This window comes from Chromobacterium haemolyticum (genome assembly GCF_009936155.1).
Taxonomy (GTDB): Bacteria; Pseudomonadota; Gammaproteobacteria; order Burkholderiales; family Chromobacteriaceae; genus Chromobacterium; species Chromobacterium haemolyticum.
On sequence record NZ_AP019312.1, the window covers coordinates 490,819 to 513,501 of the forward strand.

Here is a 22,683-nt window from a genome sequence, read left to right on the forward strand (position 1 = left end):
GCCGCCATCGGAAACTCGAACAGATTTGAATCCAAAACCTGTATTGAATAGAGGAAAACGCATCATGAAAAAGAATATCGCTCGCTTCGCCTTTACCGCCGTGACCGCACTGTGGGGCGCTCAGACGCTGGCCGCAGACCTGGTGACCGTCACCGTGGCGGCGTCCCCGGTGCCGCACGCGGAAATCCTGGAAGCGTTGAAGCCGACCCTGGCCAAGCAAGGGGTCAAGCTGGAGGTGAAGGTGTTCAACGACTACGTGCAGCCCAATCTGCAAGTGTCCGAGAAGCGCTTGGACGCCAACTTCTTCCAGCACATTCCCTATCTGGACAAGTTCAACAAGGATCGCGGCACCAAGCTGGTAGTGGCCAGCAAGCCGGTGCATATCGAACCGTTTGGCGCTTACTCCAGCAAGTTCAAGAAAGTGGCGGACCTGCCCAAGGGCGCGACCGTGGCCATTCCCAACGACCCGACCAACGCCGGCCGCGCCTTGCTGCTGCTGGACCAGGGCGGCGTGATCAAGTTGAAGGACCGCAATAATCTGTACCCGACGGTGAAAGACATCGCGTCCAACGCTAAACAGGTGAAGATCAAGGAACTGGAAGCCGCCACGTTGCCGCGCGTGCTGCCGCAGGTGGACTTGGCGCTGATCAACGCCAACTACGCGCTGGAAGCCAAGCTCAATCCCAAGCGCGACGCGTTGTTCATCGAGACTACTTCGCCGTACGCCAACCTGCTGGTGACGCGCGCCGACAACAAGGACAGCGTGGGCGTGAAGAAGCTGGCCGCCGCGCTGGCCAGCCCGGAAGCGCGCAAATTCATCGAGAGCAAGTACCAAGGCGCGGTGATCCCGGCGTTCTGAACTTCTTGTTTAGGCGCCCGGTATCTCTGGGTTTGAACGACAAAGCCCCGCTCTGCGGGGCTTTGTCTTATCGGCGTCTTCACGCCGACTCATGTCGCGGCGAGATCGGCCGGTTTCTCTCCGGTCAGGAAATAGCGGATGGTTTCGCTGACGCTGCGCATCGCATCGCCGAAAGGCAGCGGATCGGCGCCTCGGAAAAACAGCCCCTTGCTCACTTCGCCGCGGAAAGCCGCCGCGAGTTTGAGATCGATGCAGAACTGGCCCATCTTGGCCACGCAGTCGCGCAGGCCGCAGGCGCTCAGGCAATTGAGGCTTTGAGTGCAGCGCGCCGGGTCGGCTTTGGCGTTGGCCTGCAAGATGGCCTCGCGCTTCAGATAGCTTTTCAGGAAGGGCGTCAGCACCCCGCGCGCCGGGAGGCCGGCCACGCTCATGAATTCGGCGATGTCTTCCGGCTTGGCCTCCGCCAGCGTGCGCTTGAAGTTGTCGTGCGCGTCGCCCTCGCGGGTGACGGCGAAGGCGGTGCCTATCTGCACCGCGGACGCGCCGAAGTCCTGGATGCAGGCCTTCATCTTCTCGAAGCTGTTGACGCCGCCGGCGACGATCAGCGGGATGCGCTCGCTCTCCAGTTGCAGGCTTTTGAACAGCTGTCGGGTTTCGTCCAGCACTTTCTGGAAGCTGAAGCGTTCGGCGTCCAGCTCGGCGAGACTGGCCGCGCCCAGATGACCGCCGGCGTGTTTGGGATGCTCGATGACGATGGCGTCCGGCAGCCGGCCTTTTTTCATCCAGCGCTTGAGCACAATGCCGATGCCGCGCGCCTCGGACAGGATGGGGATCAAGGCCACCTTGGGAAAGCCCGAGGTCATCTCCGGCAGGTCCAGCGGCAGGCCCGCGCCCATTACCACCGCTTCCGCGCCGGATTCGCAGGCTTGACGCACGTAGTCCGGATAAGAGGCCACGGCCTTCATCACATTGACCGCCACCATGCCGCGGCCCTGGGCGTAAGTCAGCGCGCCCTTCACTTCGCGATCCAGCGCAATCAGGTTGAGGCGATCAAGTTCGGCCTGACCGCGAGCGTGTTGCGACTGCTCGACCAGATCAGCGTGCAGATGGCGCAGATCGACGCTGGCCACAGTGCCCAGCGCGCCCTCTCGGGCGACGTGGCCGGCCAGGCTTTTGGCGGAGACGCCTATGCCCATTCCCCCTTGCACGATGGGAAGCAGAGCGCGTTGCCCTATCTGCAAGGGAGCGTAGAGCGAGGAATTTGTGGTCATTTAGCAACGATGCGGGTACGGGTGAATAACTAGGCGATCGTAAGTGCGGTGGGATTAAGAGTCTTTGCTCTAGGGTAAAAAAACTAAGGACAGCTCGCTTTTTAACTAGAGAAAAAGGTTGATTCTTCAATGGCTTGTGTTGTTGTCCCGACTGAAGATAGTACGCAAACTTTTGATTTTAGTGATGATATTTTTAGTTAAGCCATTTGTGCGTGCATTGCTATGCGTATGGAATTTTTTTGGTGAGAGAGTAAAACTGGGGAAGTCTTACGACAACTAGGGGAAAAACTCTCCGTTTTTCCTTGCCGTAGCACATTTCAAAAAATCGACTCCTGTCCATTTGGTCAGATTTCCCAGTTCAGCCCTGCTTTTACAGTGCCCGTGCCAGTAACGTGATGATTGGAGAAAATAAAATGGCGCATTTCTTTCCACTGGAACTGGGAGGTTTGCTGATGGAGAAGGTCAATGCAACGTCGTATGAAATCGATTTGTTGAAGTTTCGCCACCAAGTATTTCGTGAGCAACTGAGGTGGGTGCCCATTAGGCCGGACGGCCTCGACCTGGATGATTACGACGCGTTCTCCGACAATCTGGCGGTGATTGCTCAGAATCAAGTGGTGGGATCGGCCCGTTTCACCGCCGGCGATCAGCCATTCATGATCGAGCGGGAATTTTCCCGTTTGCTGGCACCGGGGGAACGTATCCGCAAAGGCGAGGGCTGCGGGGAAATCACTCGCTTCGCAGTGGGGAAAACGATTTCCGGTTCTGAGACGAGAGCGATTGCACGCTTGTTGTATCTGAGCTTATGGGAGTGGTCGCGCGCCAATGAGGTGCGTTGGTTGTATTTCGTGGTGGAGCCGTCTTTTTATCGGCATCTGTCGCGAATGGGCTTTCCAATACTGCCGGTAGGCGTGCCGCAGCCGCTGGATGGCGGGGTGATGTCGGTTGCGGGATGCTTTGACTGGGAGCAGGCTGATCCGGAGTTCATCAAGTCGCTGCGACGGGAAGTCGCGGCGCCAAGAGAGTGCGTCCGTTCCTGGATGGAATACGACCGTGCGCATGCTCCCGCGTGGGCTTAAGCTGGCCGGCTTCAGCTAATCGCTGACCTGCAGTCCTCCGGGGGGCGGCAACAAGTGCATACCCAACACGATGGCGTGGGTGCGATTGTTGGCATTCAGCTTGCGGATGACGTTGGCGACGTGAAACTTCACGGTGCGTTCACTGATGTCCAGAATGGTGGCGATTTCCCAATTGGTCTTGCCGCGGCTCATCCAGTGGAAAATATCGTATTCGCGCTGCGATAGCGGCATGGAACTGGGAGTGGCCGGAGCCAGATTGGCTATGCGGACAGCGGCTTGGTGCAGGTGTGGCGTCAGACATTCAAGCATGGCTACCAGATTGGGATCGGCGCTAGCGTCTTTGCCGCTGACGGAGAAAATGCAACCCAGATTATTGCGTTTGGAAGCGGCGCTGAAGGTGACGCCGCTTTCCAGCCCAACGGTGGCGGCCTCGGCAATGAACTTGCGCTCTTCCTTACCTTTGGCGCGGCTAAAGCGTTCTTGCCACTGCACCGGGCCGCTGCCCAGATGGATCTTCAGAATGGGATCGTGCTGGGCGTAGTTTTCCTCCATGTAATGCTTCAGCCATTCCGTGGGATAGCTGACATTCAAGACCCGCTCCAGCCGCTGAATCTGCTGGTGCTGGTTGATGCGACCCAGCGCTAGCACCATGTGTTCGGAGGGTGCCTGGCTGAGCAACATGTCCAGAAACCCCCTGAGCTCGGCTTCGGTTTCGATTTGTCCGGCAAGGTGAATCCATTCCAGCAATGTCCATTGCTGACTCGCGGACAGACCGCTGGGCAGCGGCCGTGCTATCGCGGAATTTGAGATGACCATGAGCAAATCTTTCTTGATCTTGTGGTTTTACGCTGCTGGATAGTAGCCCACATGCAAAAGGCATGGGAAGCGCTAACTCCTTGTTCTGGTGCCAAGAACAGCGACTGTTGCATTCGTCGCCGACATTATAACAAATTGCCTGTCCAAAAATCCGTAAGTAGAAATAATTATATTGATCAATGACTTATTTGGTGCTATCCGGAGGGTGGCAAACAAGGGGAGAACTCGGGGTGTCATAAGGGAGGCGCTGGGACAAGCCCGGAAAACTGGACCTTCTGTCAGTGTTCCCGATAACTGAAGCGCTGGAACAAAGGCGCGATCTCTTCTACCAGTTTCGGCGCGGGCCAGCCGGCGGGGGCTGGGGGAAAGGCGGCGGATGGAGGCGGGCGGAGGCGTTGCCAGTGATAGTCGGCGACGCCCAGCGCCGCCAGACGCCGCGCCAGCGCCGCCAGTTGGGGTTCGCTGTGCCAGTGAGGGTGTATGCTGCTGCGACATTCAAAATTGATGTTGTTTTGCAACAGACAATGCAGCGCGGCCTCTGCTTGCTCGCCGCTGCGCGACAGGTGGGTCAGTGCCGGGTAGGCGCCAAAATCGGTCTTGATGTCCAGGCCGACCCAATCGAGCAGAGACAGAACCCGGCGTAGGCGCTGCGGATAGGCGCCGCCGATGTGCAAGCCGGTGGCGAAGCCCAGCGCGCGGGTCTGTTCCAGCAGAGCCGGCAACGCCGGTTCCTGCAGCGGTTCGCCGCCGGAGAACACCACGCCGTCGAGCAGACCGACCCGGCTTTGCAGCCAGCGCAGAATGTCCGGCCAGCGGGTTTCGCCGTTCCGGCGCTGCAGTAGATGCGGGTTGTGGCAGTAGTCGCAGCGCCAAGGGCAGCCAGCTAGGAAGACCACCGCGCATAGCTTGCCCGGCCAGTCGCAGCTGGAGAACGGCGTTAGCCCGCCGATGCGGGCTGCTGCGGGGTCAGCGGCGCGCATGTTCACTGAAGCAGACCCGTTCGTCGAATTCTCCCCGCTTGCCGATATTGAAGGACTGCACTGGGCGGTGATAGCCCATCACACGGGTCCAGATTTCGCAGCGGGTGCGCTGCTCGTCATTGAGCGGGGCGGCGTCTTGGCCGGGGATGAGGGTGGGAGGAGTCATGGGCTTTCCTTTCTTAAAGGGCTTATGAAGACTGGCGCGCCAGCAGTTCCGCGTCGCAGCGCGGGCAGAATTCGTGGTGACCGGACAGATAGCCGTGCTTGGGGCAGATCGAGAAGGTGGGGGTTACTGTGATATAGGGCAGGCGGAAGCGGGACAGCGCGCGCCGCACCAGTTCGCGGCAGGCGTCGGCGCTGCTGACCGCCTCGGTCATATAAAGGTGCAGCACGGTGCCGCCGGTGTATTTGCGTTGCAGCAGTTCCTGACGTTGCAGGGCCTCGAACGGGTCGTCGGTGAAGCCCACCGGCAATTGGCTGGAGTTGGTGTAATAAGGATGAGCGTCGCTGCCGGCTTGCAGGATGCCGGGATAGCGTTTGCGGTCTTCCTTGGCGAAGCGGTAGGTGGTGCCTTCCGCCGGGGTGGCTTCCAGGTTGTACAGGTGGCCGGTGCTTTCCTGGAACTCGACCATGCGCTGGCGGATGTGGTCCAAGTAGTCGCAGGCCAACTGGTGGCCCTCGTCGCTGGTGATGTTGATGCGATCGGCGCTGAAGTTGCGGATCATTTCATTGATGCCGTTGACGCCTATGGTGCTGAAATGATTGCGCAGCGAGCCCAGGAAGTGACGAGTGTAAGGGTAGAGGCCGTCGTCGATGCGCGCTTGCACTTCGCTGCGTTTTTTCTCCAAGGCGTCGCGGGACAACTCTAACAAGCGGTCGGTTTCGGCCAGCAGCGCGGCGTAGTCGCCGGCGAAGCGGTGGCCCAGACGCGCGCAGTTGATGGTGATCACGCCGACGGAGCCGGTTTGTTCGGCGCTGCCGAACAGGCCGTTGCCGCGCTTGAGCAGTTCCCGCAAGTCCAGTTGCAGCCGGCAGCACATACTGCGCACCATCTGCGGCTCCAGGTCGGAGTTCACGAAGTTCTGGAAATAGGGCAGGCCGTATTTGGCGGTCATTTCGAACAAGAGATCGGTATTCTCGCCGTGCCAGTCGAAGTCGCGGGTGATGTTGTAGGTGGGGATGGGGAAGGTGAAGGAGCGCCCCTTGGCGTCGCCGGCCAGCATCACTTCGATGTAGGCGCGGTTGATCATCGCCATTTCGCGTGCGCAATCTCCGTAGCGGAACGGCATTTCCTCTCCGCCCAGCACCGGAATCTGCTCGGCGATGTCGTCTGGGCAGGTCCAGTCGAAGGTCAGGTTGGTGAACGGGGTTTGGGTGCCCCAGCGGCTGGGCACGTTGAGGTTGTAGATCAGTTCCTGGACGCACTGGCGCACGTCGGCGTAGCTCAGCCCGTCTTTTTTGACGAAGGGGGCCAGGTAGGTGTCGAAGGAACTAAACGCTTGGGCGCCGGCCCACTCGTTTTGAAGGGTGCCGAGGAAGTTGACGATTTGGCCGCAGGCGGAAGACAGATGGCGCGGCGGCGCGGATTCCACCTTGCCGGGAATGCCGTTGAAGCCATTTTGCAACAGGGTGCGCAGCGACCACCCGGCGCAGTAGCCTGACAGCATGTCCAGATCGTGGATGTGCAGATCCCCCTGGCGGTGGGCAATGGCAACTTCCGGCGCCAGCACCCGCTCCAGCCAGTAATTGGCGGTGAGTTTGCCGGCGATGTTGAGGATCAGGCCACCCAGGCTGTAGCCCTGGTTGGCGTTGGCGTTGACCCGCCAGTCGGCCCGGTCCAGATATTCGTCGATCGCGGAGATGGCATCCACCATGGCGGCGGGCGCGGAAGCTGTGCTCATTTCTATATCTAGTGAAGTTATCGAATTGGCGACACTATAAATTGTGTTTTACGGGCTGTGTGGCCGAGGTGGCGATAACTTGACGCGGATCAAGCGCGGTGTTTTTGGGCTGCGGCTGCGCTTGCCAGGCCGGTGAAATGAGTCGTTGAACGCGATTATCGTGTTGTTTGCGGCGACGCATGGCTTATGCTGGATGGGTGCCGTCGTGCAGCCGATGCCGCTCCGCTGCGATCATCGTTGCTCCTGCGGCATATTGTTGCCAACTTGATGCTGTTTCATTGAGTCTGTTGCAACAAACTCATGGCATTCAGCCCGGATCAGGTGCATACTTGGATTGCATAGAAAATAGGGCGATGTATTTTCAAGCAAGCTGTAATAACTATATGACAAAGTGCGCTCCGTGAGCGGTGCAGCGGGGAAGCTGCGGTCGGTTCTGTTCCTGGCGTGGATTTGTCCATGAAGATGCATTCACAACAATTTGCAAGTTCTTCTTTAATCATTAGAGGGTATGGTGTACCCTTTTTAAAGATATACTACTTAATAATGTTATCAGCATTGTCAAATCCAGGGCGTCCGTCCGGGCGTGAAGGGTAGGCGATGCCGAGCCTGGAACATCCCTGATTATGGACACCTTAAAAGCATTGATGGTCTTCATGACCACGGCGGAAAACGGCAGTTTCTCCGACGCCGCGCGCAAGCTGGGCGTATCGCCGGCCGCTATCAGCCAGAGCATCGCCCGGCTGGAGCAGGAACTGGAGGTTCGCCTGTTCAACCGCACCACGCGCCAATTGACGCTGACCGAGGACGGGCGCCGTTTCTACGCCCAGTGCCGCGGGCCGGTGAACAATCTGGATTCGGCTATCAATCAGTTGAAGGCCAGCCGCGACGAGCCGGCCGGTCATCTGCGGGTCAGCATGCCCAACTCCTTTGGCCGGCGTTTCATCTTGCCCATCATGGGCGAGTTCTGCGAGCGCTATCCCAAGGTGCGGGTCTTCTTCGGCCTGGACGACCATTTCAGCGATTTGATCGAGGACGGCTACGATGTGGGCGTGCGTTCCGGCATGATGCCGGACAGCCGCATGGTGGCGCGCAACTTGGCCCAGATGCCGCTATACGTGGTGGCGTCGCCGGGGTATTGGGATTTGCATGGCCGTCCGAGCGCTCCGGAGGAGTTGAGCAACCACGATTGCATCAATTTCCAGTTCCCGACTTCCGGCCGCCTGTTCAAGTGGGAGTTCGATCGCAAGGGCGAGCGGATTCCGTTGGAGGTCAACGGCACTTACACGCTGAACGAGATGGAGGCGGTGGCCGAGCTGGCGCGTCTGGGCATGGGCGTGGCCCAGTTGCCGGGCCATGAAGTGGTGCATCTGATCCGTTCCGGCGAGCTGGAGCCGGTGTTGACCGATATGGTGTCGCTGGAGCGCTCGATTTACATCTGCTTCCCGCATCGCGATCACATCGCGCCGCGCACACGGGTGTTCGTTGATTTCGTCGTGGAGAAATTGGCGGATCATCCGGACATCATGGCGGATCTGCCGGGCCTGGATTTGAGCGCCAAACGCAAGGCGGCTCAGAAAAACTCAGTCTGATCCCGTCTCCGCTTCATCCGAAAGCCAGCGCTCGCGCTGGCTTTTTTGTTGTCTTTTTACCGCTGAGAGCCATCCTTTCTCCCAGGTGTTGTTAAATATAATGAGCGCGTGTATTGTGTTTTTATACCAATCATGAACGGACGCCACGCGTTCGCTTTGCCAAGGAGACAGCTATGAACGCGCCGGCCCGACAAGAACATACCCGCTCTTATTACGCCGCATCGGCCAATCCGGCGCCGGAGCGCCCGTCCTTGCAGAGGGCTTTGCAGGTCGATGTCTGCGTGATCGGCGCCGGCTACACCGGCTTGTCCGCGGCGTTGCATTTGGCGGAGCGCGGTTATCAGGTGGCGGTGCTGGAGGCGGCGCGGGTGGGCTGGGGCGCATCGGGCCGCAACGGCGGCCAGATCGTCAACAGCTATAGCCGCGATATGGATGTCATCGAGCGCCGGCACGGCAAAGCGGCGGCCGAGGGGCTGGGCGCGATGGCGTTCGAAGGCGGGCGCATCATTCGCGAGCGCATCGAGCAGTACAACATCCAGTGCGATCTGAAAAACGGCAATGTGTTCGCCGCTTTCACCCAGAAGCAGTTGGATGAACTGGCGGCGAAGAAGCGTTTGTGGGAGCGCTACGGCCATACCGGTTTGCAGTTGGTGGATCGCGAGAGCATGCGGGGCATCGTGGCGTCGGATCAGTACGTCGGCGCTTTGCTGGACAATTGGGGCGGGCATATTCACCCCTTGAACCTGGCGCTGGGCGAAGCGGCGGCGCTGGAGTCCCTTGGCGGACGGATTTTCGAGCAGTCCGCGGCGCTGAAGATTCATCCTGGCGGCCGGGTGCGGGTGGAGACCGCCGGCGGCGAGGTTGGTTGCCGCTTTCTGGTGGTGGCCGGCAACGCTTATCTGGGCGATCTATTGCCGGCTTTGGCGGAGAAGAGTCTGCCTTGCGGCACCCAGGTGCTGACGACCGAACGGTTGCCGGAAGCGCTGGCCAAGAGCCTGTTGCCGGGAGACCACTGTGTCGAGGATTGTAATTTCCTGTTGGACTATTACCGGCTGACCGCCGACAACCGGCTGTTGTACGGCGGCGGCACCGTGTACGGCGCGCGCGATCCGGGCGAGGTGGAGCGGCTGATCCGCCCCAAAATGTTGAAAACCTTTCCGCAGTTGGCGGATTACAAGATCGAGTTTGGCTGGACCGGCAATTTCTCGCTGACCTTGTCGCGGCTGCCGCAGGCCGGGCGCATTGGCGACAATGTCTATTACTCGCAGGGGTGCAGCGGCCACGGCGTGACTTACACCCATCTGGCCGGGCGGTTGCTGGCGGAGGCCATTGACGGCGACAGCCGGCGCTTTGATCGTTTCGCCGGCCTGCCGCACTATCCCTTCCCTGGCGGACGCGCGTTCCGCGTGCCAATGCTGACCATGGGAGCGTGGTGGTACGGGCTCAGGGACCGCTTGGGGCTGTGAGTTAGTCGTCGGGGGCGAGGCGCCGCTCGCGGTTGGCGCTGCCGGCTTCGCCCACCACGCGGTTGCGGCCCGCGTTCTTGGCCGCGTACAGATACATGTCGGCGCGGTGCAGCAGGGTCTCCGGCATGTCGTCCAGGGTTTGGGTGGCCACGCCGATGCTGGTGGTCAGGCGGTTCACCGCCGGCAGTTCGGTCTGCGCCAAGCGCTGGCGGATATCATCGGCCAGCGCCATCGCCCCGCTCTGCTCGGTTTCCGGGCAAATCAGCAAGAATTCGTCGCCGCCCCAGCGCGCCACCGTGTCCAACTGGCGCGCGCGTTTTTGCAGTAGTTGGCCAAAGGCGGCCAGCACTTGGTCGCCTGCCAGGTGGCCGAAATTATCGTTGACGTCCTTGAAGTGGTCGATGTCCAACAGCAGCACGGAGAAGGGGCGTCGGGTACGGTAGGAGCGCTCGGTTTCGCGTTCCAGGATGGTGTTGGCCTGGCGACGGTTGGCCAGGCCGGTGACCGCGTCTTGGCCGGCGATGGTGTTGAGCTCTTGCAGCATGGCGTGGGATTCGCGGGCGCGGCGGTAGGCGAACAGCGCCAGCGATACGGCCAGGTTGACGCAAAGCAGCAGCGCCAGCGCCATGGTTTGCGCATTGACGTCGCCGGAGTTCAGCCACTGGTAACGCTGGGCCAGCCAGAATATCAGCAGATTGGCCAGGAGCAGGGTGGCCAAGTCGAGCAAGATCTGCCGGAGGCTGAACAGGCGTGGCTTCATGGGGCTTGGGCCGTTTCCGATGAGTGCAGGCCGCCGGGAGGCGGTTAGATTGCGTTGATTCTTTTCGGATTAGCCCAAACTTGGCCCGGCCACAAGGAGTGCGCGCCGGCAACACGTTATAAGCACCTGTTCACGAACTGCTGAGCGTTGGCGATACGGTGTTGAAAACAAGCTAAAAACATTCATGCACCACTCGTGTATTCCGCTTTTTCGCTCGTTTTCGCCTTTGCTCGCGAGACGTTTAACAGGTGATTAAACGGCCATGAAGCGCCCCAGCGGCGTGGCGCTCCAGTCCACGCTGTCCAGCAGGTTCTTGACGATGAGCCCCAGCTCGGTGTCGCCTTCAATCAGCAGTTTGCGGTGAAAAAACAGCGTGTCCGGGTCTTCCTCGCGCAGCATCATCCGGGCGAAGTCGGCCAGCGTGGCGGAGAGCTGCAAATCCGGCGCGTGGTTTTCCTGGTCGCGGCGGAAGCCTTGCTCGTCGGCGCGGAAGCGCAGGGTCAGGCCGGCGTCCAGCACGCGGATGGCGAAGCGGCGGCCGGTCAACAGCGCCATGTCCGCGGGCAGCACGCCGCGCCGGGCCAGTTGATTGAGGCTGGCGGCCAGCAGCCAGGCCGGCGGCGCGGCCGGCAGCCGGGACAGCAGCGCCGCGGCGGCGGAGGGCAGGGCTAGATCAGGAATGCGCATGGGAGGCTCCTATGGCTTGGTTGCCGGCCTGGCCGCGCCAATAGCCGTCCACCAGTTCGGAGTCGGCGTGGCGGCTGCTGGTGGACAGCAGCGTGTCCGGGTCCGCGCCGTCCAGCGCTTGGCGGAACAGGGCGACGATGTCGCCGGTGGCGCGAGACTGTGGGCTGACGCGCACGGCGTCGACGCCGATGGCGGACAGGCCGCGCAGATGCGGCAGCAGGCTATGGCAGCTGGCGGACAGGGTCTGGATGCCGTTGAGGGTGAGGAAGTCCTGCTGGTCCTGGGTGCGCATGGTCAGCCCGTCCGGGTGTTCCAGGCAGCGGAACTGGCAGTCGTCCTTGCTGAGATTGTAATGACGGGCGGTGAAGCAACGCGCGGACAGGGCCAGCGGCAGCTTGCCCCAGGCGAACAGCTCGGTGGCGATCGGCGTGCCGATCTCGGCGTAGCGGGCCAGCAGTTCGGCCAGCGTGGCGCGGTCCATTTCCACCGGCGGCACCCAGCGTTCGGCGCCCCAGTCGCGGATCAGTTTCAGGGTGTCGGCGTTGTAGATGTTCAGATGCGGGCCGGCGACGAAGGGCAGGCCGTGTTCGCGGGCCAGCTTGATCGCGCCCAGGTCGTTGGCTTCCAGCGCGATGTCGCCGTTGGCGGCCAACTGGCGCGCGCGGCGCAGATCGGATTCGCTCTCCAGCAGCGCCTGACAGCTGAGGGTGACGCGTTTGCCGGCGGCGGCCAGGTCGCGCGCTAGCGAGATCCAGTCCTGCGGCCGCATCTGCTGGCGGCGCGAGCACACTACTTCGCCCAGATAAATCCGGTCCAGCGGCCAGTCGGCGGCGGCGGCGTAGAAGTCCAGCAGGGTGTCGCGCGGCCAGAAGAACAGCACAGGCCCGAGCGTCAATTGCAGATTGAGGGTTGTCATTGTCGGTTTTCCATGGGGGCGGCGCTCATTTCCACGGCCGGTTGTAGGCGCCCAGCGTCTGCTGCTGTCCTTCCGACACCTTGTTCAGCGCCTGGTGCCAGGCCGGGCGCGCCTGGAAGCGCGCGCCGTCGCGGCCGGCGGCGTCCAGCGCTTCGCGCAGCGCTCGCGTCACCTGAGCCACGTAGGCCGGGCTGCGCTGGCGGCCTTCCACCTTGATGGCGGCCACGCCGCTGGCGATGATTTGCGGCAGCATGTCCAGCACATTGAGGCTGGTGGGTTCTTCCAGCGCGTAATAGGTTTCGTCGCGCACCTGGAAGCGGCCCTTGCACAGCGTGGGGTAGCCGGCGGGTTCGTCGTCGCGGTAGCTGTCGATCAGGATGTGGTTGAGGCGGGCGTTCATGCGCCGCTCGTCCGGTTCCCAGCGCACGAATTTGGCCGGCGAGCACACCCCGTGTGTGTTGGGCGATTCGCCGGTGGCGTAGCTGGACAGTTGACAGCGGCCTTCCACCATCACGCACAGGCTGCCGAAGCCGAAGACTTCGATTTCGACGTCGGTGTGTTCGATCACGTGGCGCACTTGATCCAGGGTCAGCACCCGAGGGAGCACGGCGCGGCGGATGCCGAACATGTCGCGCGCCAGATTGATGGCTTCGTAATTAGTGGCCGAGCTCTGCACCGACATGTGCAGGCGCAATTCAGGGTGGCGTTCTGCGGCGTAGGCCATCAGGCCCAGGTCGGCCAGGATCAGCGCGTCGGCGCCCAGGGCCGCGCCTTGGTCCACCGCCGCGCGCCAGCGGCCGGCGTCGGCGCCTTGGGCGAAGGTGTTGATCGCCAGCAGCACTTTGCGACCGTGGCGATGCGCATAGGCGATGCCTTCGCGCGCGCTGGCGTCGTCGAAATTCAGCCCGGCGAAATTGCGGGCGTTGGTCTGGTTTTTCAGGCCCAGGTAAACGGTGTCGGCGCCGTTGTCCACCGCGGCCTTGAGCGCCGGCAGGCTGCCGGCGGGGCAGACCAGCTCGGGCAGGGATGTGTGCAGAGCCATCTTGGTCGGTCCGGTTTAAAACCCGCCGACGATAACAAGCCCCGCGTCGCGGGGCCTTGTTCTGGGTCAAGCGCAGGCCGGGCGCCTGGAGAATCAGAAGAAGGGCACTACCATCTTGGTCTTGGCCACCAGCACGATGTAGAACACCGCGACCAGCGCGCAGAGGAAGGCGATCAGCCGGGTTTGCGGCGTTTTGCCGCGGCGCAGCGCGATGGTGCCCAGCGCCACGTAGAGCACCAGGCCCACGATCTTGGCCAGCAGCCACGGGCTTTGCAGGATGGGCCAGCCGCCCATGACCACCAGCGCGATGGCACAGCCCAGCAGCAGGGTGTCGATGACGTGGGGCAGGATGCGCACCGGCTTTAGCGCCAGGAGGTGCTGTTTGCCGCCCAGCATCAGGCCGCCGCGCACGGCGAACAAGAGAATCGACAGATAGGCGAAGCCCATGTGGGCGTGTTTGACGATCAGATAAGGATACATAGGCGTCCGGAAGTTAAAAACCTGTTGAATGTCCGCTGCGCTTGGTGAAACCTTGGGCAAGCTTTAGGGCTTGAGCGCGCTTAACGATAGCGCGCCCATAATACCCGCGCCGCGCCCGTTTGCGGGTTCGGCGTGCCGCCGCCGCCTTCGCCCGGCAAACCGTTCTGACCGCTGATGTCGATCACGGTTTCAGCGCCCAGGCTGTTCAGCGGCCGGTTCGGCGGCTGAGCGCCGGGCGGCCGGCTTTGCAGCGCCGCGCTGACAGGGCCGTAGATATGCGTGCTGCCGGCGGTGTCCAGCGTGTCGCCTGCCAGCACCGCGCCGTGTATCCGATTGCTGGCGCCCAGCTTGATCTTGCCGCCGCTGAAAGCTTGGGCCGCATCGTAGCCGCCGGCCAGCAAGGCGATGCCGAGCAGAGGGGATTCGCGCAGCGAACTCCGGTCCGCGCCGCAATGGTTCAGCGGATAGACCTCCGGGAAGTCCGCGCTGCGGCATACTCGCGCCGCGCCGGCCTGGCGCAGGCTCCACAGTTCGACATTGTTGCTGGTTTCGATGTGGCCGGTGGCGAGGATGGCGTTGTCCAGCCGGCCGTACAGCGACAGATTGCCTTCGAACAGCACCACGCCGGGCAGCATGCCTTGCGGCAGCTTGAGCTTTAGCAACCACTGCTGCGCGCTGCTGCCAGCGAGGCAGCTTTCCGCATCGCTTTCGCACAGACGCAAAACCGGCTGGCCGGTCACCGTCGCGCAGCGCCTGCCGTCGGCCTGCAAGGCTGGACACAGATCATTGCGCTGCCAGTCGTCGGCCCGCTCCCGGCCCAGGCGGTAGACCGCGCCGTCCGGCACGCCGGCGACGTGTTGCAGCCGGATCCGGATGCGCTGCAGCGCGTCGGCGGAGCGGTCCGCCGGGTCCCAGTAGACGATGAGGTTGGCGGCGTCGCGGTAATCGTTGGCATTGATGCGGGTGGCGCCGAGGCGGAATTCCGGTACGGGCTCCAGCGGCACTTTCAAGCCGGCTTGGTGGCGCACCCGCACGGTGTTCGGCGGCGCTTGGCGCGGCTGGCCGGCGGCGTCGAAGATCTGCGCGCCGTTGTGGGTGAAAGCGCCGCCGATGATGCCGTCGTCGATGTTGGCGTTGCCGCGGGTGTCCAGCAGGCCCTGGGCGCGCAGCGCGTTCAGCCGGTTGCTGCTGCTGGAGCGCACATCTCCCTGGCTCAGCAATTGGGCGGAAATAGCGACGTTGCCGGCCAGCGTCACGTCGCCGATGGCCGTCAGCCGGCCCACCCGCTCGCCGCTGCTGCTGACCGCGCCGTTGGCGGCGGCGGTTTCCACATCACTGCCATTGCCCATGGTGATGTCGCCGCGCGCTTTCAGCGTCAGAAACTGGCCGCTGTTGACGCGGATGTCGCCGTTGCTCCACAGGCTGAGCGGGGCCTGGCCGTCGCCGCGGGCCGGATTGCCCTGGAACAGGATGTCGCCGGTGGCCTGGATCGCGCTGACGCCGGTCAGGCTGCCGCTGGTGTCCACCGCGCCCTCCACTTGCAGCAGCGCGTCTTTGGCGCCGGTGACCACAATATTGCCGCTGGTGGACAGGCCGCCGCGGATTTGCGCCGCGGCGTTGGCGGTCGGAGGCGGCGGCGCGCCGTTTAATTGGTAAACCACCTCCAGCGTCACCGTGGCGTCGCCGCTGCGAGCGGTGATCCAGGCCGCCGCTTTGTCGTCGTCGACCACGGCGCCGCCGGCGCGCGGCGCCGGCAGCAGTTTGATCTGGAGGGCGTCGGCCAGCCCCTGGCTTGCAAGCGGCAAGCTGGCGCGGTCCAGGCTCAGCGCGGCGCCGTCCTGCTCCAGCGTCTTCAGTTGCGCCGGCGTCAGCGCCGACAGGTATTGCCGCACCAGTTCCGCGCCGGTCCAGGCGCGCCACTGCGCTTCGCTATTGCCGCGCAAGGAGCGGGTCAGTTCCTGCTGGCCGCGCAGGTGGTGCATGCCGCCCAGGGCCAGCGCGGTCAGGGCCATGCCGGTGAGCAGCACCATCAGCACCGCGGCGACGCCGCGTTGCCGGCGCGGCGGGAGGGAGCGAGCCTTCATGAGGGGGCCGCCAGATTGGTCAGGCAACTGGCGAAGCTGCGGCTCTCGCCTTGCTGCGCGTTGTCGTAATTGAGCAGCAGCTGGGGAAAGGTCTGGCTCGCCGCCGTTGCCGCCGCATAGGGCCAGCAGGGCTGCTCCAGCCGCAAAGCCATGTTGAGCCTATGGCGCGGCGGCAGCGGGCCGGTCAGCGCCCGCGCCCGCCATTGCGAAGGCTGGCTTAGAGCGTCTGAGATGACGGCGCAGTCGTCGGCTTGCAGCTGGTACACGACGCTGTTCTGGCCGGCTTCGCCCAGCCGGGCCACGCCGCGGCAGGCGTAAGCGCCGGCGTCCAGTTGCGGGCGGTAGCGCCACACCGCGGCGTTGCCGCTGCCGGAGGCCACCGGCGCGGCGCTGAGCGCCGTGACGGCGCCGTCGGCGTTCAGGCGCAAATCGCTTATCGACAGCAATAGCAGGTTCTGCTCGCGGCCGCCGCCGGCGGCGAAGCCGGCTTCCTGCGCCTGCTGCTGCACGCTAAGCAAGGCCGCCATCAGCTGGCTGTCCCGTTGCGCCAGCTTGGCGCTGCCTTGGTCCGGGTCGAACACGCTGCGCGCGGTCTGTCGATACAGGGTCAGCATCGCCAGGGTGGTGATCAGCGCCAGCAGCATGCCGATCAGCAGCTCCAGCAGACTAAAGCCAGAGGCGCGTTTATTCATGATTGCTCAGGGTGAGAGTGGATGATGCCGCGTCTTGCAGCTGCAAGGTCTGGCCGCGCAGCGCGGCCTTGGCGGAGATCTCGGCCCCGCCGTTTTGCGCTTGTCCGCGCAAGGTCACCGCGGGCGCGGAACGGCAGGCCAGCCGCGCGGTGGCGTTGACGCCGCTGGCCAGCGGCCAGTTGTCGGCGCTGTCGCAGGACAGGCCGCCTTGTTGCAATTGTTCCCGCGCCTTGCTCAGGGCCAGCGCGTGTTGTTGCAGTTGCTGTTGGCTGCCCAGACTGCGCGCATTGACAAAAACAATGCCCAGGCCGGTCAGCATCAGCAGCAACATGGCGATCAGGCTTTCCAGCAGGCTGATGCCGCTTTGCGCCTTATAAGTCACCGCTGAGTTCCTGTTGAGTCCCGCGAATGCAATAGGCGGGCCGTGTGCCGCAGACAACGCCGGCCGCTTGCGTCGCCAGCGGCTGGCCCTGGTTGTTCAAGGCCAGGCATTGCGCGGCGGGCATCGTCAGGCAACTTGTCCCCAGCGTCACCGGGCGCGGCGCGGCGGCGCGCCACAGCGCCGCGCCGCGGCAGCGTTCGCCCTGGGTGCCGCTGGCCGGCGCGCCGGCGAATACGCACAGCTGGCCTTCGGCGCTGGACATCAATACCGCGGCCGCTTGGTCCGGCGGCGCCGCCTGCGGGTTGCTCAGCGCCGCGGCCTGGGTTTGGGCGTAGGCCCGCGCTAACTGGCTGCGCGCCAGCGCCAGCTTGTGGGCGTCGCTCCAGCCTTGCGCCAGCGGCACGCTCAGCAGGGCCAACAGGCCGATCAGCGCCAGCGTCGCGCACAATTCCATCAGGGTCAGGCCGCGCTGGCGGCGGGGAGGGGTCACCATTGGGTCTGGCACGCGGAGGTGCTGGTGTTGGCGCTGTGATCGGCGCCGCTGAGTTTCAGCACGCAGCCGGACAGCTGCGGGCCGACGCCGCTGGCGGTGAGCAGGAAGCTGCCGCTCTGCGGTTGGTAACCGTAGTTGAATTCCGTTTGAGCGGGTTGCCAGCTGTTGTTGCCCAGCGCGGCGCGGATGGCGCTGGCGCTGTCCGCGCTGGCGGCGGGATAAGCCAAGTGCAGAAGTTTGTGGTTTTCCAAGGCCAGACTCAAGGCCATCAGGTCGCTCTTGGCGGTATTGGCCTTGGCCGCCTGCACGTGGCGCTGGTAGGACGGCACCGCCACCAAGAGCAGGATGCCGACGATGGCGGCCACCACCATCATCTCGATCAGGGTGAAGCCGGAATGGCCTTGAGGCCGGACGAATGCGCTCACGACATCGCCTTGTTAAATAAATGTCATATTTTAGCGTTATTGGATCCATATTGGTATTGATTGGCATCAATATGCTTTGTAAATATCCTGTCGAGAAGCAAGCCGCCGCCGATGCGCCGCGGCTCGGCATAATCTGCCGCGCGCGGCGCATGCGGCCGATCCGGGCCGCGGATGCTACACTTGGCCTGATTTCACCACCCGTCGATTCCCTCATGCTGCTTCTTTACCAGTCCAACCGCTTGGAGCAATTGGGCCAGCTGTTTTGCGGCATGAGCCAGAGCTTGCCGTTGTCCGACCCGTTCGCGCCGGAAACCGTGATCGTGCAGAGTCGCGGCATGGGGCGATGGATCACGCTGGACCTGGCGCGCAGCAACGGCGTGGCCGCTAATCTGGACTTCGTGTTGCCGGCGGCCTTCGCTTGGAGGCTGATGCAGCGGGTGATGCCGGAGCTGCCGCGCAAGTCCTCGTTTGCGCCGGAAGTGCTGAGCTGGAGGCTGATGGAGCTGCTGCCAACCTTGGAGGGCGAGCCTTTTCTCGCTTTGTCGCGTTATCTTGAGGGAGGCGAGGCGGCCTGTTTCGAACTGGCCGGCAAAGTGGCGGACATCTTCGACCAATATCTGGTGTTTCGGCCGGACTGGATCCGCGCCTGGGAGGCCGGTCAGTTGCAGGACTTGGGCGAGGACGAAGCCTGGCAGGCCGCGCTGTGGCGGCGGCTGGCCGACAGCGATTCCAGCCGCCATCGCGTGCGCATGCTGGACGAGTTCTTCGCCGAACTGAAGGCCGAGCACTTGCCGGAACGAGTGACGCTGTTCGGCATCGCCAGCCTGGCGCCCATGTATCTGGCCCTGGTCAAGCGGCTGTCCCAACTCACCGACGTCTGCCTGTTCACCCTCAACCCCTGCGAGGCGTATTGGGGCGACATCGTCGACGCGCGCCGCAAGCTCAAGCTGCGGCAAAAGGGCGATTTGTTCGCCACCGAGGGCCATCCTTTATTGGCCTCCTTGGGCAAGCAGGGGCGTGATTTTTTCGAGTTGATCGCCGAAGACAGCGAACTGGATGCGCGCCCCTTGTTCGACGCTCCGCGCGGCGATGCGCTGCTGGCGCGGCTGCAACGCGACATCCTGCAATTGAACGACCCCAAGGACGCGCCGCGGCCGCTGGCGGCGGACGATGATTCGGTGCAGATCCACGCCGCTCACGGGCCGATGCGCGAATTGGAGGTGTTGAAAGACCGCTTGCTGGCGATGTTCCGCGACGACCCGGGGCTCAATCCCGCAGACGTGGCGGTGCTGACCCCGGACATCAATAGCTACGCGCCTTATATCGACGCGGTGTTCGGCGCCCGTCCGCAGGAGGACGCGGCGCCGGATATCCCTTACAGCATCGCCGACCGCCGCATTGCGCGGGAAGAGCCGTTGCTGGCCAGCTACGCCGCCTTGCTGGATCTGGCGGACTCCCGCTTCGCCGCCGATCAGGTGCTGGCCTTGCTGGACGCGCCGGCGCTGCTGCGCCGCTTTGGCTTGGACGACGCCGAGGTGCCCTTTGTGCGTCAATGGGCGCGTGAAGCCGGCATCCGCTGGGGGCGGGACGCCGCGCACAAGGCGGCGCTGGGCTTGCCGGCGGATCCTTTGTTTACCTGGCGCTGGGGGTTGGACCGGCTGTTGCTGGGCGCGGTGTTGCCGCCGGCCTTGGCCGGAGACGACAGCGGTCTGTACGCCGGCCTGCTGCCGCACAGCAGCGCTCAGGGCCAGCTGGCGGAAGCGCTGGGGCGTTTCGCCGCTTGCTACCGCGAACTGGAATGCACGGCGGAGGAGTGGGCGCGCCCGGCCAGCCCGGCGCGGTGGGCGGAGCGGCTGCAGCAAGCTTGCGAGCGTTTGTTCGACGCCGACGCCGACGACGAGAAAGCGTTGGAAGTACTGCGCGGCGCGCTGGCGGAATTGGCGGAGGACGCGGAGCTGGCCGGTTTTGAACAGCCGGTGGGCTTGCCGGTGGTGCGGGATTGGCTCAAGCGCAAGCTCACGCTGGCCTCTCCGCTGGGCTTTCTTTCCGGCGGGGTCACCTTCTGCGCGATGGTGCCGATGCGCTCCATTCCCTTCCGCGTGCTGTGTCTGATCGGCATGAACGACGGCGCTTATCCGCGCGACGAACGCCCGGTCAGCTTTGATCTGGTGGCGCGCCATCCGCGCCGCGGCGACCGCTCGCGCCGCTTCGACGACCGCTATCTGTTTCTGGAGGCCATCCTCTCCGCGCGCGAAAAACTGTACTTGTCCTATGTGGGGCAGTCCGCCCGCAGCGGAGAGACCCTGCCGCCGTCGCCGTTGATCGCCGAGTTGCTGGACTGCTTCTCCGCCATGTGCGGCCAGGATCTCGGCCGGACGTTGACGGTGCGCCATCCGCTGCAGCCATTTTCGCCCGCCGCCTACGACGGCACGGACCCGCGGCTGGCCAGTTTCGAGCCCACCTTCGCCGCGGCCTTGTCGCAGCCGGAGGCCGCGCCGCGCTCCTTCGCCGGCGTTTTGCCGCCGGCGGCGCCCAGCGGCGTGGTCAATCTGCATGACTTCATCCGGTTCTGGCGCAATCCGGTGCGCGCCTGGTTGGCGGACCGGCTTGCCATCCGTCTGTTTGGCGGCGACGAGGAATTGCCGGTGCGCGAGCCCTTCGCCGTGGACGGCGACGCCAGCCAGGCGGTGCGCAGGCAGTTGGTGGACGCCATGTTGCACCGCCGTCCACAAGCGCCGGTGCGAGAGCGCGTCGCCGCCGCCGGCCTTTTGCCGCCAGCCGCGCTGGGCCGGGCCTGGCTGGTGGAGGAGGCGCGTTCCAGCGTCAAGCTGGCGGCGCGGCTGCCGGCCGCTCTGAGCCGGGACGTTCTGCCGCCGCAGCCGGTCCATCTGCACGCGGCCGGTCTCACCCTGGTGGGCGAACTCACCGGGCTGCGTCCCGAAGGTCAGCTGGACTTTGTCGTCGGCAAGATCAACGCCGCCCAGCGCGTGGCCCTGTGGCTGAGCCACCTGATTCTGTGCGCGGCGCGGCCGCCGGGCGTGGCTTGCCGCACCGTCTGCTACGACGACACCGGCAGCCTGCTGCTGGAGGACGAGCCGGAGGCTCTGGCCTTGCTAGAGCCTTGGTTGGCGCGCTGGCGCCAGGGCCAGGATCAGCCCTTACCTTGGTTCGGCCGCACCAGTTGGGCTTACGCCGAGACCTTGGCGGCGGAGCCGGAGCGGCGCGACAAGGCGATGCAGAAGGCGCTGGAGAAGTGGGATCCAAGCTTTGTTCGCGAAGGCGGCATGGCGCAAAAGGACGAGGCCGCGATCGCATTGGCCTTTCGCAATCAGCAGCCGCTGGACGACCCTCTGTTCGCCCAATTGGCGGAAACACTGCTGCTGCCGCTGGCGGAACGGCTGCAGGGCGGCGGCGAGGATTGAGGCGGCCGACGCCGGCTTATTCCTCCGGATACGGCGCTTCGAAGTGCTGCTGGTACAGGGCCTGGATCGACCCGTCCCGCCACATGCCGGTCAAGGCCTGCTGAAAGGCCTCCACCACCGGCCGCGGCACGCTGCTTTTGCTGAAGATGAAATAAGCGCCTCCGGTATTCCAGACCGGAGCGAGCGGCACGATCTCCGGTTCCGTAGCCTGGGCCTGCAGCGCCGCGCGCATGGTGGCGCTATTGGCCAGCAACAGGTCTAGCCGCTTGGCCCGCAGTTTTTGGACATTGATGTCCAGCGTCGGCCCGATATCCACGCTGACCGTGGGCGGCGGCTGTTTCAGCCAAGCGTCTATATTCGTCCCGTAGCTATCGCCGCGGGTGACGCCGAGGATGAGCTTGCCGTGCTTGCCCAGGTCCTCCAGCCGGTGCGTCGGCCATTGCGCGACGCGGCTGCGCAGGCCCCACAAACGCACGGTAGTGGGGCTGTAGGCCCAGACGAAGCGGGCGAAAGACTCGCGTTCCGGCGTTTTCAGCGCTTCCATCGCCAGGTCCACCAATCCGTTTTTCAGGCTCAGCAAGGTCCGCGGCCAGGGCATTTGCTGATAGTTGAGCCGGCAGCCGGTCCGGCGAGCGGCTTCGTTGAGCACGGCGACGGAGTAGCCGTCCAGCTGTTGGCGCGCGGACAGGTAGTGGTATGGGGGCCAACTGTCCCACCCTACGCTCAGGCTGCAGACGCTCGGTGTTAGTGGAGGCGCGGCCAGGGCTGGGCCGGCACATAGCGCCGCGGCGCAGATCAATCCGTGGACAGCGGCGCGGAGAGTTCCGGCTTGCAGGCGGCGCATGGTTAGGCTCCAGCGGGAAATGCTTCACTATAGCTGGGCGGTTGGGGATAACTTGACGCTCTCGCTTCATCCTGTGGATAAGGCTCGCTCATAACACCCCTGACCCTGCGTTGCGCCTCCTGGGGGGAAGACTTGTACTGTTTGCGAGGCTCTCTGCGAGGTGCGGCTCTAGGCGGGGAGGGGGAAGGCGGCGGAAATGCGAAAAGGGTCAGCTTGCGCTGACCCTTTTCATTTTGGTGGCGAATCAGGGACTCGAACCCCGGACCTGCGGATTATGATTCCGTCGCTCTAACCGACTGAGCTAATTCGCCATGAAGACTTGTCGAAAACAATTCTTCGCAAACTGTGGTGGCGAATCAGGGACTCGAACCCCGGACCTGCGGATTATGATTCCGTCGCTCTAACCGACTGAGCTAATTCGCCACGTTTTTCGATGCACGAGTGCACCGAGACGCGAAATATACGCAGCCGAAAGCCGGCTGTCAACAAGATTCT

21 protein-coding genes and 2 tRNA genes are annotated in these 22,683 nt (G+C 63.7%); 5 read left to right on the forward strand and 18 right to left on the reverse strand.

Annotated elements, in window-relative coordinates; genetic code table 11:
• The first annotated feature begins 64 nt into the window (after positions 1–64).
• A complete protein-coding gene (locus GYH29_RS02305) occupies positions 65–859 on the forward strand; it encodes a MetQ/NlpA family ABC transporter substrate-binding protein (RefSeq protein ID WP_019104596.1) in 795 nt (264 codons plus the stop codon).
• Positions 860–948: 89 nt separating this feature from the next.
• Here GYH29_RS02305 and GYH29_RS02310 read toward each other — a convergent pair whose 3' ends face one another.
• Entirely contained in the window at positions 949–2,130 is a 1,182-nt protein-coding gene (locus tag GYH29_RS02310; protein WP_161523117.1) for an NAD(P)H-dependent flavin oxidoreductase, read from the reverse strand.
• A 413-nt stretch (positions 2,131–2,543) separates the two neighbouring features.
• Between GYH29_RS02310 and GYH29_RS02315 the strand changes: the two genes are divergently transcribed.
• Positions 2,544–3,209, forward strand: coding sequence for an acyl-homoserine-lactone synthase (locus GYH29_RS02315; RefSeq protein ID WP_161523118.1), 666 nt, complete (start codon positions 2,544–2,546; stop codon positions 3,207–3,209).
• A 15-nt stretch (positions 3,210–3,224) separates the two neighbouring features.
• On the opposite strand, the gene GYH29_RS02320 is transcribed toward GYH29_RS02315, so the two are convergent.
• The 4 genes from GYH29_RS02320 to GYH29_RS02335 form a co-directional block, all read right to left on the reverse strand.
• Positions 3,225–4,025: a LuxR family transcriptional regulator gene (locus GYH29_RS02320; protein WP_118266473.1), complete on the reverse strand. Its 801-nt coding sequence runs from the start codon at positions 4,023–4,025 to the stop codon at positions 3,225–3,227.
• Positions 4,026–4,303: 278 nt separating this feature from the next.
• The gene (locus GYH29_RS02325) at positions 4,304–5,005 is read right to left on the reverse strand and encodes an anaerobic ribonucleoside-triphosphate reductase activating protein (protein ID WP_161523119.1); all 702 of its coding nucleotides are present in this window, start codon (positions 5,003–5,005) and stop codon (positions 4,304–4,306) included.
• Entirely contained in the window at positions 4,992–5,171 is a 180-nt protein-coding gene (nrdD, locus tag GYH29_RS24955; protein ID WP_019102344.1) for an anaerobic ribonucleoside-triphosphate reductase, read from the reverse strand. Before nrdD ends, GYH29_RS02325 begins: the two co-directional genes overlap by 14 nt.
• Before the next feature lie 22 nt (positions 5,172–5,193).
• Positions 5,194–6,906, reverse strand: coding sequence for a ribonucleoside triphosphate reductase (locus GYH29_RS02335; protein WP_161523120.1), 1,713 nt, complete (start codon positions 6,904–6,906; stop codon positions 5,194–5,196).
• A 623-nt stretch (positions 6,907–7,529) separates the two neighbouring features.
• Here GYH29_RS02335 and GYH29_RS02340 point away from each other — a divergent pair.
• Together GYH29_RS02340 and GYH29_RS02345 are read left to right on the forward strand one after the other, a co-directional pair.
• Positions 7,530–8,495, forward strand: coding sequence for a LysR family transcriptional regulator (locus tag GYH29_RS02340; protein WP_039755418.1), 966 nt, complete (start codon positions 7,530–7,532; stop codon positions 8,493–8,495).
• 173 nt (positions 8,496–8,668) lie between these two features.
• Positions 8,669–9,961, forward strand: coding sequence for an NAD(P)/FAD-dependent oxidoreductase (locus GYH29_RS02345; protein WP_161523121.1), 1,293 nt, complete (start codon positions 8,669–8,671; stop codon positions 9,959–9,961).
• A 1-nt stretch (position 9,962) separates the two neighbouring features.
• Here GYH29_RS02345 and GYH29_RS02350 read toward each other — a convergent pair whose 3' ends face one another.
• The 10 genes from GYH29_RS02350 to GYH29_RS02395 form a co-directional block, all read right to left on the reverse strand.
• Positions 9,963–10,721 (reverse strand): GGDEF domain-containing protein, encoded by a 759-nt coding sequence (locus GYH29_RS02350; RefSeq protein WP_019102348.1) that lies wholly within the window; start codon positions 10,719–10,721, stop codon positions 9,963–9,965.
• A gap of 252 nt (positions 10,722–10,973) precedes the next feature.
• Positions 10,974–11,408, reverse strand: a complete 435-nt coding sequence (ubiT, locus tag GYH29_RS02355; protein ID WP_081576085.1) for a ubiquinone anaerobic biosynthesis accessory factor UbiT — start codon at positions 11,406–11,408, stop codon at positions 10,974–10,976.
• Entirely contained in the window at positions 11,395–12,324 is a 930-nt protein-coding gene (locus GYH29_RS02360; protein ID WP_161523122.1) for a U32 family peptidase, read from the reverse strand. The genes ubiT and GYH29_RS02360 overlap by 14 nt, the downstream gene beginning before the upstream one ends.
• 25 nt (positions 12,325–12,349) lie before the next feature.
• Positions 12,350–13,366, reverse strand: a complete 1,017-nt coding sequence (gene ubiU, locus GYH29_RS02365) for a ubiquinone anaerobic biosynthesis protein UbiU (RefSeq protein ID WP_019102351.1) — start codon at positions 13,364–13,366, stop codon at positions 12,350–12,352.
• A 93-nt stretch (positions 13,367–13,459) separates the two neighbouring features.
• Positions 13,460–13,846: a SirB2 family protein gene (locus tag GYH29_RS02370; protein WP_019102352.1), complete on the reverse strand. Its 387-nt coding sequence runs from the start codon at positions 13,844–13,846 to the stop codon at positions 13,460–13,462.
• Between the two features lie 80 nt (positions 13,847–13,926).
• The gene (locus tag GYH29_RS02375) at positions 13,927–15,930 is read right to left on the reverse strand and encodes a DUF4097 domain-containing protein (RefSeq protein ID WP_161523123.1); all 2,004 of its coding nucleotides are present in this window, start codon (positions 15,928–15,930) and stop codon (positions 13,927–13,929) included.
• The gene (locus GYH29_RS02380; RefSeq protein WP_019102354.1) at positions 15,927–16,622 is read right to left on the reverse strand and encodes a hypothetical protein; all 696 of its coding nucleotides are present in this window, start codon (positions 16,620–16,622) and stop codon (positions 15,927–15,929) included. The genes GYH29_RS02375 and GYH29_RS02380 overlap by 4 nt, the downstream gene beginning before the upstream one ends.
• Positions 16,615–17,004, reverse strand: a complete 390-nt coding sequence (locus tag GYH29_RS02385) for a hypothetical protein (RefSeq protein WP_019102355.1) — start codon at positions 17,002–17,004, stop codon at positions 16,615–16,617. The genes GYH29_RS02380 and GYH29_RS02385 overlap by 8 nt, the downstream gene beginning before the upstream one ends.
• A complete protein-coding gene (locus GYH29_RS02390) occupies positions 16,994–17,497 on the reverse strand; it encodes a prepilin-type N-terminal cleavage/methylation domain-containing protein (protein WP_043594042.1) in 504 nt (167 codons plus the stop codon). The genes GYH29_RS02385 and GYH29_RS02390 overlap by 11 nt, the downstream gene beginning before the upstream one ends.
• The gene (locus GYH29_RS02395; RefSeq protein ID WP_052052272.1) at positions 17,491–17,922 is read right to left on the reverse strand and encodes a type IV pilin protein; all 432 of its coding nucleotides are present in this window, start codon (positions 17,920–17,922) and stop codon (positions 17,491–17,493) included. Before GYH29_RS02395 ends, GYH29_RS02390 begins: the two co-directional genes overlap by 7 nt.
• 212 nt (positions 17,923–18,134) lie before the next feature.
• On the opposite strand from GYH29_RS02395, the gene recC reads away from it, so the two are divergent.
• The gene (recC, locus tag GYH29_RS02400; protein ID WP_161523124.1) at positions 18,135–21,344 is read left to right on the forward strand and encodes an exodeoxyribonuclease V subunit gamma; all 3,210 of its coding nucleotides are present in this window, start codon (positions 18,135–18,137) and stop codon (positions 21,342–21,344) included.
• A 16-nt stretch (positions 21,345–21,360) separates the two neighbouring features.
• Here recC and GYH29_RS02405 read toward each other — a convergent pair whose 3' ends face one another.
• The 3 genes from GYH29_RS02405 to GYH29_RS02415 form a co-directional block, all read right to left on the reverse strand.
• Complete coding sequence (locus GYH29_RS02405) at positions 21,361–22,188, reverse strand: substrate-binding periplasmic protein (RefSeq protein ID WP_019102697.1); 828 nt, start codon at positions 22,186–22,188, stop codon at positions 21,361–21,363.
• A 234-nt stretch (positions 22,189–22,422) separates the two neighbouring features.
• Positions 22,423–22,499: transfer RNA gene (locus tag GYH29_RS02410), tRNA-Met, on the reverse strand.
• A 35-nt stretch (positions 22,500–22,534) separates the two neighbouring features.
• Positions 22,535–22,611, reverse strand: a tRNA-Met gene (locus GYH29_RS02415).
• Positions 22,612–22,683 lie beyond the last annotated feature (72 nt).